Source organism: Glycomyces amatae, from assembly GCF_020991375.1.
GTDB lineage: Bacteria > Actinomycetota > Actinomycetes > Mycobacteriales > Micromonosporaceae > Glycomyces > Glycomyces amatae.
The window spans coordinates 80,153-93,607 of the sequence record NZ_JAJLQZ010000020.1; the positions used below are offsets into that span (position 1 = coordinate 80,153).

12 protein-coding genes and 1 pseudogene are annotated in these 13,455 nt (G+C 72.5%); 6 read left to right on the plus strand and 7 right to left on the minus strand.

The features are described from left to right. Positions 1–45: 45 nt before the first annotated feature. The gene (locus LO763_RS23340; RefSeq protein WP_230789610.1) at positions 46–846 is read right to left on the minus strand and encodes a helix-turn-helix domain-containing protein; all 801 of its coding nucleotides are present in this window, start codon (positions 844–846) and stop codon (positions 46–48) included. A 176-nt stretch (positions 847–1,022) separates the two neighbouring features. Here LO763_RS23340 and LO763_RS23345 point away from each other — a divergent pair, with 176 nt between their 5' ends. Further along, positions 1,023–1,949 carry an SDR family NAD(P)-dependent oxidoreductase gene (locus tag LO763_RS23345; protein WP_230789613.1) on the plus strand — a complete coding sequence of 309 codons (927 nt, stop codon included), beginning with the start codon at positions 1,023–1,025 and terminating at the stop codon, positions 1,947–1,949. 760 nt (positions 1,950–2,709) lie between these two features. Here LO763_RS23345 and LO763_RS30110 read toward each other — a convergent pair. From LO763_RS30110 to LO763_RS23360, 3 genes and pseudogenes are all read right to left on the minus strand, one after another. Then, positions 2,710–3,951: pseudogene (locus LO763_RS30110) on the minus strand (DUF6357 family protein); the annotation flags it as partial. Between the two features lie 63 nt (positions 3,952–4,014). Beyond that, positions 4,015–5,088 carry a redox-regulated ATPase YchF gene (gene ychF, locus LO763_RS23355; protein WP_230789619.1) on the minus strand — a complete coding sequence of 358 codons (1,074 nt, stop codon included), beginning with the start codon at positions 5,086–5,088 and terminating at the stop codon, positions 4,015–4,017. A 138-nt stretch (positions 5,089–5,226) separates the two neighbouring features. Then, complete coding sequence (locus LO763_RS23360; RefSeq protein ID WP_230789622.1) at positions 5,227–5,649, minus strand: hypothetical protein; 423 nt, start codon at positions 5,647–5,649, stop codon at positions 5,227–5,229. 126 nt (positions 5,650–5,775) lie between these two features. Here LO763_RS23360 and LO763_RS23365 point away from each other — a divergent pair, with 126 nt between their 5' ends. From LO763_RS23365 to LO763_RS23375, 3 genes are all read left to right on the plus strand, one after another. Beyond that, positions 5,776–6,348: a TetR/AcrR family transcriptional regulator gene (locus tag LO763_RS23365; protein WP_230789625.1), complete on the plus strand. Its 573-nt coding sequence runs from the start codon at positions 5,776–5,778 to the stop codon at positions 6,346–6,348. A 176-nt stretch (positions 6,349–6,524) separates the two neighbouring features. Beyond that, the gene (locus tag LO763_RS23370) at positions 6,525–6,995 is read left to right on the plus strand and encodes a MarR family winged helix-turn-helix transcriptional regulator (RefSeq protein WP_230789627.1); all 471 of its coding nucleotides are present in this window, start codon (positions 6,525–6,527) and stop codon (positions 6,993–6,995) included. Between the two features lie 120 nt (positions 6,996–7,115). After that, positions 7,116–7,544: an organic hydroperoxide resistance protein gene (locus LO763_RS23375; RefSeq protein WP_230789630.1), complete on the plus strand. Its 429-nt coding sequence runs from the start codon at positions 7,116–7,118 to the stop codon at positions 7,542–7,544. A 234-nt stretch (positions 7,545–7,778) separates the two neighbouring features. Here the strand turns inward: LO763_RS23375 and LO763_RS23380 are convergent, their stop codons facing one another. From LO763_RS23380 to sdhC, 3 genes are read right to left on the minus strand one after another with little or no spacing between them, the layout of a single operon-like run. Beyond that, positions 7,779–8,549, minus strand: a complete 771-nt coding sequence (locus LO763_RS23380) for a succinate dehydrogenase/fumarate reductase iron-sulfur subunit (protein WP_230789633.1) — start codon at positions 8,547–8,549, stop codon at positions 7,779–7,781. Then, a complete protein-coding gene (locus tag LO763_RS23385; RefSeq protein WP_230789635.1) occupies positions 8,549–10,456 on the minus strand; it encodes a fumarate reductase/succinate dehydrogenase flavoprotein subunit in 1,908 nt (635 codons plus the stop codon). Before LO763_RS23385 ends, LO763_RS23380 begins: the two co-directional genes overlap by 1 nt. Positions 10,457–10,468: 12 nt before the next feature. Further along, entirely contained in the window at positions 10,469–11,275 is an 807-nt protein-coding gene (gene sdhC, locus LO763_RS23390) for a succinate dehydrogenase subunit SdhC (protein WP_230789636.1), read from the minus strand. Between the two features lie 319 nt (positions 11,276–11,594). Here sdhC and mshB point away from each other — a divergent pair, with 319 nt between their 5' ends. Both mshB and LO763_RS23400 read left to right on the plus strand, forming a co-directional pair. Beyond that, positions 11,595–12,476, plus strand: a complete 882-nt coding sequence (gene mshB / locus LO763_RS23395) for an N-acetyl-1-D-myo-inositol-2-amino-2-deoxy-alpha-D-glucopyranoside deacetylase (protein ID WP_230789638.1) — start codon at positions 11,595–11,597, stop codon at positions 12,474–12,476. A 43-nt stretch (positions 12,477–12,519) separates the two neighbouring features. Continuing rightward, complete coding sequence (locus LO763_RS23400) at positions 12,520–13,215, plus strand: MgtC/SapB family protein (RefSeq protein ID WP_230789640.1); 696 nt, start codon at positions 12,520–12,522, stop codon at positions 13,213–13,215. Positions 13,216–13,455: the final 240 nt, after the last annotated feature.

A 13,455-nucleotide genomic window follows, 5' to 3' on the forward strand; every position in this document is an offset into this window, starting at 1 on the left:
CCCAACGGATCCCGCTCGCGCACCGGGAGGCGGGCCGGGCCGCGGCTAGGCGGCGTCAGTGCGCAGGGTGTACAGCATGAACCAGTGGTCGCGCTCCGGGTCGTGGAGCATCTCGGTCTCGAAGTCGAGCCAGCCCCGTGAGGGGTGGCGGAGGCGCTTGAACGCGGATCGCCACACGCCGACCTCGCCGCGCTCCCAGCGCTCGCGGAAGACGGGGCTGCGAGCCGTCAGGTCCCGCAGCAACCCGTGCAGGTAGGGGTCCTGCGGGTAGCGGCTCATCGCCGCGCGCAGCTCCGCGGCGGCCGCCCGGAAGAGCCGGTCCGCCCCGTCCTCGTCGAGGCGGCCCGCGAAGGCCGGGCCGGTGAAGGCGCGGTGGACGATGTTGCGGCCGTAGGCCCCGTCCCCGGTGACCGACCCGAAGAGCTCCACCGCGGCGGCGTTGGCGGCCACCACGTCGAGCCGGCCGTCGTGCACCGTCACGGGGACCGCCGGGTCGAGCCGTTCCATGAGGCGCAGCAGCCCCGGGCGGACGGCGCTCGAAGGCTCGGACGGCTCGGGCGGCAGCTCGCCGGCGAGCCGGAACAGGTGGTCGCGCTCCGCGGCGGTGAGCTCGAACGCGCGGGCCAGCGCGGCGAGGATGTCTCGGGAGGGCCGCGGCGCCCGCCCCTGCTCGAGCCGCGTGTAGTACTCGACGGAGATCGACGCGATCTCCGCCAGCTCCTGGCGGCGCAGGCCCGGGACCCGTCGGCGCGAGTCCCGGGGGCCGTCCGCGGCCCTCGGGGGCGCCATCATCGCCCGGCGCCGCCGGAGGTAGCCCCCGAGATCCGGGTAGTCCGCATGCTGCATGACACCAGTCTGCACGCGCCCGCCGCGGATCCGCGACCGCGAGGCGGGCCCTGGCAGGACCAGGTTCGGCGCGGCCTTCCCCCACCGCCGCCCCTCCCGCAGAGTCGTTCCCGACGGCCCCCCGGAGCCACCGAACCGCGGAGGCGGGGACCGTCGGCGACGCGCACGGAGGAACCATGCCCGCACCCGCCCACACGATCGTCATGACCGGAGCCACCCGCGGCATCGGCTTCGAGGCCGCGCGGGAGCTGCTCCGGCGCGATGCGGACGCCCACCTCGTCGTCCTCGCGCGGGCGGCCTCCGCCGCACCGGTGGCGCCGCGGCTGCGGGAGGTCTCCCCGCACGTCTCCGCGATCGACGTCGACCTGGCGAGCACGGCCAGCGTGAACGCCGCCGCGGCGCAGGTCGAAGACCTCCTCGACGCCGGCGGGCTGCCGCCGCTGCGCGGCGTGGTCTGCAACGCCGGCGTCCACCTCGACAGCGCCCTGCACACCACGGTCGACGGCTACGAGACGACCTTCGCCGTCAACGTGCTCGCCACCCACCTGCTGCTGCGGAGGCTGCACCCGCATCTGCGGAGCGCCCCGGCGCGCATCGTCGTCACCGTCAGCGACGCCCACTTCGGCGACCTCCGCCACACCGGCGGCACGTTCCCCTCCACCGCCTGGACGACGCCGGACACCCTCTTCCGGCCCGGCGCCTACCCCCGGCCGGGCACCGTGCGCGCCGGTCGGCGGGCCTACGCCACCAGCAAGCTCGGCGGCATCCACCTCGTCCACGAGTGGGCGCGCAGGCTCCCCTCAGGGGTCGACATCGTGGCCTACAACCCCAGTCTCGTCATCGGCACCGGCCTGGCCCGCGACGCCGGCGGGGCGTCGGACTTCCTGATGAGGCGCGTCGTCCCGGCGCTTGTGCTCACCCCGCTCGTCGACACCCCTCCGGTCGCGGGCCGCAGGCTCGCCGACGTCGTCCTGGGCGACACCGCGGCGGCCACGGGGTCGTACGTCCACCGCGCCCGCGTCGCCGCCTCGTCGAAGGAGTCGTACGACGCCGAGCGGGAGGAGGCGCTCTGGACGTGGCTGGAGCGCGCCGCGCAAGGCTGAGCGGGAGGCTCATGCACCGAAGCGGCACCCGGCCCCTCGGCGCACTTCCCGGCCTGGGACGGTCAGGAGGCCCGCGTCACGACCACTGCTCGAACTCGGCGTCGAGGCGCGGGTCGGTGCGCACCCAGACCTCGCCGTCGGCCGCCTCCGCGGGCGGCTCGACGCGGTCGAGGCCGAGGAACGCGATCAGCCCGATCAGCTCGGCGCGCTCGGCCCGGTCGTCCTCCAGGCCGTGCGAGTCGAAGAAGACGTAGTACCGGTCGCTCGGGTCGACGGCGCCCGACCGCGCCCAGATCCGGGCGACCTCCTCGATCGCGGCGGGCTCCGTCGCGACCGCCGCGGCCCGGGCCGCCCCGCGGGCCTCGGGCGGCGCTTCGAGGTCGTCGAGGCCGGGCATCCACTGCCCGTAGTGGTTCAGCCCCGAGTATCCGTTCTCGAAGAACAGCATCGCGGCCGGCAGGTACGCGTTGGCGCGGTCGACCTTGAGGTACTCGGCTCCGGAGCCGTCGACACGGGAGACCGCTCCCCGCCGGGGCATGAGCACGAGGCGCTGGTCCGACGCCTGGTCCTCGATGGTGAAGCTCTCGGCGTCGCTTCCCTCGAAGAACGCGGAGAACGCGACATAGCCCTCCTGGGGGCGGTGCGCGGCCACCGGCTCCTCGCGGCCGGCGTCGTCCCGGAAGACGTACCGGCGGCGTGCCGGGGCGTCCGGTCCGGGCCCGGCGGTGTCGCCCCCCGTTCGGTTCGAGCCCTGCCGGGCCGCGGCGTCGCGCCGCCGCCGGGCCCGCTCGAACTCGGCGACGTCGGAGGTCCAGCCCCCGAGCCGGTCCAGCGCGGCGTACCCGCCGTCGGCGAACCCCCGCACCATGGCCCGGTACCCCTCGAGCCCGTCGACCAGGCCGTACTCGACCCGGTACTCCGCTTCGGCCCCGTCCTCGTCCCGCGCCACGGTCATGACCCGGGCGATGGAGTCGGCGTAGAAGTGCAGCTGGACCCCCTCGCCCAGCGCCTCGTCCTCGAGTGAGAACACCTCGTTGCCGGAGCCGTGCCGTTCGGCCACGAACTCCCAGAACTCCTCGGCGGCGGCGCGAGGGGCCCCCGGGGTCCACGTCCTCTGGAACTCCTTGTCGTCCGTGAAGGTCAGTGCTCTGGACCGGGCGGGCGCGCCTGTGCGGTCGGCCTCGGCGTCGAACGGCCGCTTCCGGGCGTCGGCGGCGGCCTCGGAGCACATCAGGAAGCTCACGGTGCGCACCGCGTCGTCGGCGAGCGCCGGGTGCGCGCCGCGCACGGCCGCGCCGACCGCCTCCTCCATCCGGGTCCAGTCCCGCTTGTCCGTGCCGGTCCTTCCCCTGCGGGGGTCCCGGGCGATGCTCGTCCCCGTGCGGGCCCGCTCCGCGGTGCCGATCACCCCGAGCACCTCGGGGAGCAGGCCGGGGTCGACGGCCGCGGGGTCGCGGCGCGGGATCGTCGCGCCGTGGAGGTACTGCCCGGTGAACTTCAGGACCGCGGCGTCGAGCGGGGAGAGGGCGACGCCGCGCCGAGCGCGGTCCCGGTCCGCCTCGTACTCCTGGGCCCGCTTCCAGTCGGCGGCCTCGGCGGCCGCGCCCATCGCCGCGAGGACCCGGCCGCTCTCGAGCAGGCCGATGTCGGCGCCGTGCGCGACGAGCCGGCTCCGGTCCCATCCGACCCGGGCGAGGAACGCGTCCGCGTCGTCGGGACCCGCGAGGAGGATCGGGTCGAGCAGGGCGACGGCCGCCGCCTCGTCGAGCGGGCCGCTGACGCCGGCGCCGTGGCACAGGGGCAGCAGCGCGCTCCACAGGACCAGGTGCCTCGCCAGGTCGTCGCGGAGCACCGCGAGGTGCGCCGCCTCGATGGGGAGCGTGAAGATCCGCGGGTCGTGGAGGGCGTCGGCGCCGCCGACCACCTCGAGGCGCAGCTCCCCGTCCTGCCGGAGCACGCGGGGCAGCCACCGGTTCTCGCGGGCGAACTCGATCGCACTCATGAAGCGCTCCCTTTCTCAGGGCGGGGCGGGCGGTGCGCCGCGCGGGTCGGCGGGGAGGCGCGGCTACACGTTGAACCTGAACTCGACCACGTCGCCGTCGGCCATGACGTAGTCCTTGCCCTCCATGCGGACCTTCCCGGCGGCCTTCGCCGCCTGCATGGTCCCGGCCTCCATCAGGTCGTCGAACGAGACGATCTCGGCCTTGATGAAGCCGCGCTGGAAGTCGGTGTGGATCTCCCCGGCGGCCTCGGGCGCGGTCGCGCCCTTCTTGATCGTCCAGGCGCGGCTCTCCTTCGGCCCGGCCGTCAGGTACGTCTGGAGCCCGAGGGTCTCGAAGCCGACGCTCGCGAGGCGGTCCAGGCCCGGCTCGCTCTGCCCGGTCGACTCCAGCAGCTCGCGGGCCTCCTCCTCGTCCAGGTCGATGAGCTCGGACTCGAACTTGGCGTCGAGGACGACCGCCTGCGCCGGGGCCACCATCGCGCGCAGCCTCGCGGCCAGCTCCTCGTCGGCGACCTGGTCCTCGTCCACGTTGAACACGTAGATGAACGGCTTGGCCGTGAGCAGGTGCAGGTCGTACAGCAGCTCGGTGTCGAGTCCGGCCGCGAAGACCGTCTTGCCGCCGTCGAGCACCTCGCGGGCGGTCTGGACCGCCTCGAGCTTGGCCCGGGCGTCCTTGTTCATGCGCGCCTCGCGCTCGAGGCGCTTGAGGGCGTTCTCGACGGTCTGGAGGTCGGCCAGGATCAGCTCGGTGTTGATCGTCTCGATGTCGTCCACGGGCGAGACCTTGCCGTCCACGTGGGTGACGTTGCCGTCCTCGAAGACCCGCACGACCTGCGCGATCGCGGAGGTCTCGCGGATGTTGGACAGGAACTGGTTGCCCTTGCCCGCGCCCTCGGAGGCGCCCTTGACCAGGCCGGCGATGTCGACGAAGGTGACCGTCGCGGGCAGGGTCTTCTCCGAGTCGTACATCTCGGCGAGCTTCGGGAGCCGGGCGTCGGGGACGGCGACCACGCCGACGTTGGGCTCGATCGTCGCGAACGGGTAGTTGGCCGCGAGGATCTCCGAGCGGGTCAGCGCGTTGAACAGCGTGCTCTTGCCGACGTTGGGCAGGCCGACGATACCGATGCTGAGTTTCACGAGGGTCAAGTCTAGGCGGGGCCGCGCCGCGGCCTCGCGGCGCGACCGCGGATGGAGTGGGCGCCCACCCCCGGGCCGGGGTGTCCGGCGGCTCGTTCGCACGCGGCCCGGGGGCCGGGCGCCCACGACTGCGGGGCCTCAGGCCGCCAGGAGGCCGATCCCGAGGGTCAGGGTGCCGGCGGCGAGGCTCGCGGCGCCCGCGTAGAGGAGCGCGATCGCCTTGTTCGGCTCGGTGCGGCCCTTGCCGGCCATGGCGGCGAAGAAGCCGCCGGACATGAGGACCGCGGCCGCCGGGATCGCGGCGCGGGCGACCCAGCCCCAGAAGCCGTCCAGGCCCGACGCGTCGGCGAGGACCAGGCCTGCGAGGCTGAGGATCACGAGCACCCCGGCGTGGGCGTGCCCGGCGCGCGAGAAGGACTTCTGGAAGTCGGTGAGGGGCACCTTGCCGCTGGCGACCCTGACCAGGAAGGTGCCGCCGAACTCGATGGTGACGACGGTGAGGAGGACGATCCCGGCCAGGAGGCGGGAGGCGTCGCTCAGTGCGATGGAGGATTCGAACATCGGGGGCTTCCAATCGTGAGTGGTTCCGGAACTCAACCTACGCACCCGTCTTGACAGTGTCAAGTTATATCGGGATGTCGAGCCCGTGTTGTTTGACACTGTCAAGATCTGCGCTATGGTGGTGCCGTGACCGATCGCTACCACCACGGCGACCTCCGCCGCGCCCTCATCGACGCGGCCGTCGAGGCCGTCGGCGAAGCCGGGCCCAGCGCCCTGAGCCTGCGCGCCGTCGCCAAGAAGGCGGGCGTCTCCCACGCCGCCCCGGCCCACCACTTCGGCGACAAGGCCGGGCTGCTGACCGCCGTCGCCGCCGAGGGCTTCGGCCGCCTCGCCGACACGCTGGAGGCGGCCTGGGACGCCACCGGGGACTTCACCGCGGTCGGCGCCGCCTACGTCCGCTTCGCCATCGACCGCCGACCCTACTTCGAGGTCATGTTCAGACCAGAGCTCGTCCACGCCGACGACCCCGACCTCCAGCGCGCCGCCTCCCGCTCGGCCGCGGCCCTCCATCGAGGCTCGGGGGAGTCCGACGGCGGCGAGTTCAACGCGGCCGCCCTCGCGGCCTGGTCCCTCGCGCACGGCTTCGCGGAGCTGCTCGTCGCGGGCAACTTCCCGCAGGCGGTGAAGAACGACCCGGAGGCGGCGTTCAGGGCGGTGGGCAGGGCGACGGGCCTGGGTTCCGACCACTCTTCCGGGTGACACGCGCGCCGCCGGGGCCGGTTCTCGTCGGACCCGCGCGGGAAGGTGGGGCTACCTTCTTTCCCCCGGGTGGGTGGGCGTTGGGGATGGTAGTCGGGCGCACGGCGAAACCGTCGACCGATAGATCACACCCGATTAGGTTGCGCGCAATTTAGTTGTGCACTATCGTTCTCTGCATGGACGTGACACCTCGGCTCCGCGAGCAGGCCTGCTTCGCGATGTACACCGCCTCCCGCGCGGTCATCGGGCTGTACCGGCCGCTGCTCGACCGCCTCGGCCTCACCTACCCGCAGTTCCTGGTCCTCATGGCCCTGTGGGAGACCGACGGCCTCACCGTCACCGCCCTCGGCGACGCCCTCCAGCTCGACTCCGGCACCGTCTCGCCCCTCCTCAAGCGGCTCGAGGCCGCCGGGCTCGTCGAGCGCCGCCGCGAGTCCGGCGACGAGCGCCGCGTCACCGTGCACCTCACCGCCGACGGCGCCGCGCTCGAGCGCCAGGGCTGCGAGATACCCCAGATCGTCGGCAGCGCCTCCGGCATGTCCTACGAGGAATTGATCGCCCTGCGCGACAAGCTCAACGAGTTCACCGAGGCCGTCCGCGGCTACCAGGCCGCCGAGCCGTCGCCGGGCCGCGGGGCCGCGTCGTGATACCGGCACCGAGTCGTAACACCAGCACTGAGTCGTAACACCAGAACCAAGTCGTAACACCGGCACCGAATCGCAACACCGGCACCGGGTCCTGAAACCAGCATCGCGAAGGAGAACACCATGGAACCGCTCTACGTCGCCCACGCCGTCTCGTCGGGCGCGGGCCGCGACGGCCACGTCGCCACCGACGACGGCCTCGTCGACCTCGACCTCGCCGTCCAGAAGGAGCTCGGCGGGCCCGGCGGCAAGACCAACCCGGAGCAGCTGTTCGCCGCGGGCTACGCGGCCTGCTTCCACAGCGCGCTCCAGGCCGTCGCCCGCGCCGCCAAGGTCGACCTCGGCGCCTCCACCGTGGAGGCCAGCGTCGGCATCGCCAAGGAGGGCGAGGGCTTCGCCCTCAACGCGATCCTCGAGGTCGCGACCCCGGGCGCGCCCCGCGAGACCGCCGAGGGCCTGGTCGCCAAGGCCCACGAGGTCTGCCCGTACTCCAACGCCACCCGCGGCAACATCGTCGTCGAGATCGACCTCGTCCAGACCGCCGACAACTGAGCACCGGCAACCGACGCACCGGCGGCCGAGCGCGGACGACCGGGCCGGGAGCCGGGAGCCGGGAGCCGGGAACCGCGCACCGGGGCGCTCGGAACCCGTCCTCTCCAGGGGACGCGGAACGGGGCGGGACATCGCATCGCGATGTCCCGCCCCGAACCGCTTGCACGTGAAGGCGGCCGCCCCTGCGGCCGCCCCGGCTCGACGACGCCCGGGGGCGCGCAGGGGTCCGCCGGGTCACTCCGCCGGCTTCGGCGCCTTCTCCTTGCGGAAGATCTTGCGGCCCAGCCACACCAGCGGGTCGTACCGGTCGCCGGCCACGCGCTCCTTCATCGGGATGATCGCGTTGTCGGTGATGTGGATGTTCTCCGGGCACACGTCGGTGCAGCACTTGGTGATGTTGCAGTACCCGAGCCCCTGCTCGTCCTGCGCCATGGCCTGCCGGTCGTCCCGCGCGTCCAGCGGGTGCATGTCCAGCTCCGCGGCCCGGATGAACACCCGCGGCCCCGCGAACGGCTGCTTGTTCTCCTCGTGGTCGCGCACCACGTGGCAGGTGTTCTGGCACAGGAAGCACTCGATGCACTTCCTGAACTCCTGGCTGCGCTCCACGTCGACCTGCCGCATCCGGTACTCGCCCGGCTTCAGGTCGGGCGGCGGCGCGAACGCGGGCATCTCCCGCGCCTTCCGGTAGTTGAACGACACGTCCGTGACGAGGTCGCGCACCACCGGGAAGGTCCGCAGCGGCGTGATCGTGACCGTCTCGCCCTCCTCGAAGAGGTTCATGCGGGTCATGCACATCAGCCGCGGCATCCCGTTCACCTCGGCCGAGCACGAGCCGCACTTGCCGGCCTTGCAGTTCCACCGCACCGCCAGGTCCGGCGCCTGCTCGGCCTGGATGCGGTGCACCACGTCGAGGATCACCTCGCCCTCGTTGACGGCGACGTCGAACTCGGCGAAGTCGCCGCCGTCCGCGTCGCCCCGCCACACCCGGAAGGTCCTCGTGTCCATCAGGCCTCCTCCGCTCCGGTCGAAGAGGAGCCCCGCTGGTACTCCTCAGGGGTCATGTACTTCGACAGCTCGGTCGTCTCGAAGAGCCCCAGCAGCTCGGGGGTCATCGCCGGGACCGGCTTGCGCGCCAGCCGCACCTCGCCGCCCTCCAGCGTCGCCACCAGGTTCGTCTTGCGCCACTCGGGGTCCATCCCGGGAGCGTCCTCGCGTGTGTGCCCGCCGCGGGACTCCGCCCGCTCCAGTGCGGCCAGCGCGGTCGCCACCGAGCAGACGTGCATGTTGCGCAGGTCCAGCGCCAGGTGCCAGCCGGGGTTGTACGCCCGGCCGCCCGTGGCCTGGACCCGGTCGATGCGGCCCTTCAGCGCCGCCAGCTCGGTCAGCGCCTCCTCGAGCTCGCCCGCCCGGCGGATGATGCCCACGAGGCGGCCGTTGATCGCCTGCATCGCCTCCTGGAGCGCGAACGGGTTCTCGCCGTCGTTCCCGAAGGGCCGCAGCGCCTCCTGGGCCGCGGTGGCGATCTCCTCGTCGGTGAGCTTCGGCGGCTCGGCCATCGACGCGTGCGCGGCCGCGTACTCGCCGGCCCGCTTCCCGAACACCAGGAGGTCCGACAGCGAGTTCCCGCCCAGGCGGTTCGAGCCGTGCATGCCGCCCGAGACCTCCCCGGCCGCGAACAGCCCGGCCACCGACGAGGCGGCCGTGTCGGCGTCGACCTCGACGCCGCCCATGATGTAGTGGCAGGTCGGGCCCACCTCCATCGGCTCGGCGGTGATGTCCACGTCGGCCAGTTCCTTGAACTGATGGTGCATCGACGGCAGCCGGTCGACGATGTAGTCGGCGCTGCGCCGGGACGCGATGTCGAGGTACACGCCGCCGTGCTCGGTGCCCCGGCCCTCCTTGACCTCCGCGTTGATCGCCCGGGCGACCTCGTCGCGCGGCAGCAGCTCGGGGGGCCTGCGGTTCTGGTCGGGGTCGGTGTACCAGCGGTCGGCCTCGTCGGGGTTGTCGGCGTACTGCGCCTTGAACACCTCGGGGATGTAGTCGAACATGAACCGCTCGCCCTCGGAGTTCTTGAGCACTCCGCCGTCGCCGCGCACCGACTCGGTGACGAGGATGCCGCGCACCGAGGGGGGCCAGACCATCCCGGTCGGGTGGAACTGGATGAACTCCATGTTGATCAGCGCCGCGCCCGCGCGCAGCGCCAGCGCGTGGCCGTCCCCGGTGTACTCCCACGAGTTCGAGGTGACCTTGAACGACCGCCCGATCCCGCCGGTGGCGAGCACGATCGCGGGGGCGGCGACGGCCATGAAGCGGCCGGTGCTCCGCCGGTACCCGAAGGCGCCCTTGACCGCGCCGCCCTCGATGAACAGCTCGGTGATCGTGGTCTCGTCGATGATCCGCAGCCGGTCCTCGGGCTCCCCGGCGGCCTCGTCGTCCTGCTGGAGCGAGACGAGCTTCTGCTGGAGGGTGCGGATGAGCTCGAGCCCGGTGCGGTCGCCGACGTGGGCGAGGCGCGGGTACTCGTGGCCGCCGAAGTTGCGCTGGCTGATCTTGCCCTCGGGGGTCCGGTCGAACAGGGCCCCGTAGGTCTCCAGCTCCCAGATCCGGTCCGGCGCCTCCTGGGCGTGGAGCTCGGCCATCCGGTAGTTGTTGAGGAACTTGCCCCCGCGCATGGTGTCGCGGAAGTGGACCTGCCAGTTGTCGTTCGCGTTCACGTTGCCCATGGCGGCGGCCGCGCCGCCCTCGGCCATGACGGTGTGCGCCTTGCCGAACAGGGACTTCGAGATGACGATGACGCTCTTGCCGGCCAGGCGCGCCTCGACGGCGGCCCGCAGGCCCGCCCCGCCGGCGCCGATGACGAGGACGTCGCAGGCCAGGTGTTCGACGTCGTTGATGTCGTTGTCGCTCATGCTGTCCCCTACCTATCCGATGAACCGCAGGTCGTCGATCCAGCCCGCCGCGACCGCCATGACGTAGGCGTCGGTGAGCGCCAGGGACGCCAGCGTGATCCAGGCCCACATCATGTGTCGGCCGTTGAGCGCGCTGGAGATCGTCCACAGCCGGTACCGGACCGGGTGCTTGGAGAAGTGCTTGAGCCGCCCGCCCATGACGTGGCGGCAGGAGTGGCAGCCGAGGGTGTAGCACCACAGCAGGACCACGTTGGCGACCAGGACCACGTTCCCGAGGCCGAACCCGAAGCCGTCGGGGGAGTGGAAGGCGAGCACCGCGTCCCACGTGTTGACGAGCGAGATCGCGAAGGCGAGGTAGAAGAAGTACCGGTGGAGGTTCTGCCCGATGAGCGGGAAGCGGGTCTCGCCGGTGTACTTCGCGTGCCCGTCGGGGACGGCGCAGGCGGGCGGCGAGAGCCAGAAGGACCGGTAGTAGGCCTTGCGGTAGTAGTAGCAGGTGAGCCGGAAGGCCAGCAGGAACGGCAGGCTCAGCGCGGCGTAGGGGAGCAGCGGGTGGTCCGGCAGGAACCGTCCGAAGTGGGCGGATTCGGGGACGCAGCCCTCGGAGACGCACGGGGAGTAGAACGGCGTCAGGTAGTGGTAGTCGGCGACCCAGTAGTCGCCCTGGTAGAAGACCCGGAAGGTCGCGTAGGCGACCCAGGCGGTGATGCCGAGGACCGTCAGGATCGGGCCCCGCCTCCAGTTGTCGATCCGGAGGTTGCGCGCGGCTATGGCGGCGCGCGGTGGTGAGGAGACGGCAGTGTCGTCCGTAGTGGTCATCGGCGCCCATCCTTGGCGAAGCTGGCGAGCCGTGCGCGCGGCTCGTCGGTGTGTGGCCGGCGAGCCGTGCGCGCAGCCCGGTGGCAGAGCTGGCGGGCCTTGCCCGCGGCCCGGTGGGGTCGTGCCCCATCGGCTGCGGGCTGCGGCCCGTCAGCGCAGAATAGCCCCATAACTGTGATCTGGAACCATGGGGTGCATCACAATTGCGAGCATTCTTCTTGGTGGGGCTGTAGATTGCCAAGTTTCACTCGATGGCTCCACCGTGGCCGGTGGGCCGCGAGTGGCGCATGCGCCCGGTGCCCGAAGCTACGCTTGGCGCATGAGCGCACGCGGCATGTTGTTCGTCCACGCACACCCCGACGACGAGACCGTCGGCACCGGCGCCACCCTCGCCCACTACGCCGCCCGGCCCGACGTCCACCTGACCGTGGTCACCTGCACCCTCGGCGAGGAGGGCGAAGTCCGCGTCCCGCATCTCGCCGGGCTCGCCGCGAACGAGGCCGACCAGCTCGGCGGCTACCGCTACTGGGAGTACCGCCAGGCCACCGCCGCCCTCGGCGTCACCGACACGCACTTCCTCGGCGGCGTCGCCCGCCACCGCGACTCGGGGATGATGGGCCTGCCCTCCAACGACCACCCCCGCGCCTTCTGGGGCGCCGACGTCGACACCGCCGCCGCCGACCTCGTCGCCGTCGTCCGCGACCGCGCGCCCGAAGTCCTCGTCACCTACGACCCCGACGGCTTCTACGGCCACCCCGACCACATCCAGGCCCACCGCGTCGCCATGCGCGCCGTCGAACTCGCCGCCGACCCCGACTGGCGCCCCGACCTCGGCCCGGCCCACGACATCCGCAAGGTCTACTGGACCACCATGCCCCGCAGCCTCATCGAAGCCCAGTTCGAGGCCTTCAAGGGCGCCACCGACAACCCCTTCGCCGACGTCGCCTCCGCCGCCGAGCTGCCCTTCGGCGTCCCCGACGAGGACATCGACGCCTGCGTCAGCGCCGACGGGGCCGCCACCGCGAAGAAGCGCGCCGCCATGGCCGCCTACGCCACCCAGATCGCGCCCGGCGACTGGCTCGACGTCATCGGCGACAAGCTCGGCGACGCCGCGCTCGCCGCCGAGCACTACCGCCTCGTCAAGGGCGAGCGCGGCCCGGGCGCGGGCGAGCACGGCTGGGAGGCCGACCTCCTGGCCTGAAGGGGATTCGCGAAGCGCCGGATCGGGTACCCTGGCGCGCAATATGGACGATCTCTGGACACACCTCGCACCGCTCGGACTAGCCCTGCTCCTCGGACTCCTCGTGGGCGCCGAACGCGAATGGCAGGGCAAGCCCGCCGGGATGCGCACCCACGCCCTCATCGCCGTCGGGGCCTGCCTGTTCGTGCTCGCCGGCCGCTACGGCTTCGCCGAGGTCGACCCGAACACGCCCGGCGTGGACCCCGCGCGCATCGCCGCGCAGGTGGTCACCGGCGTCGGCTTCCTCGGCGCGGGCGTCATCTTCTTCCACCGGAACCTCCTCTACGGGATGACCACCGCGGCCTCGATCTGGTCGACCACCGCGATCGCCATCGCGTGCGGCGCGGGCCTGTACTGGGCGGCCGTCGCGGTCGCCGTCGCGCAGCTCGTGGTCGTCGCCGGGCTCGCCCCGGTCGAGAACATCATCGCCCGCCATGCACGGCACACCGGGCGACTGCACGTGCGGTACACGGCCCCGATGAAACTCTCAGACCTGCTGGCCGCGTGCACCGAGCGCGGCTTCACCGTCACCGAGATCGACAACGAGGACGGGAATCCGGACGGGGGCGGCGACGCGCGCTCCACGCAGCTGGTGCTCCACGGGCGCGGCTCGATCCGCGAGCTGACGGGGCAGCTGACCGCGCGGGAGGGCATCGAGCGCGTGAAGTTCCAGGAGGAGATCACCAACGGCGGGGTGTGACCCGGGCCGGAGGCCCGGTTCGGGTCTGGAGCCGAACCCGGTCATGAACCGCAGCCTTCGGTCCACACCGCCGAGGCGCGTCCTGTCATCGCCGCCACCCGCCCGGTGGGCGCGGGTGGGCAGAATGGGGGCCGACTCGACACGAATCGCGACGACGAGACGGGGGCCCCGATGGGCGTATGGGAACACATGTGGGTCGCGACCGCCGAACCGGTCCGGATGCCGCTCGACCGGCTGGCA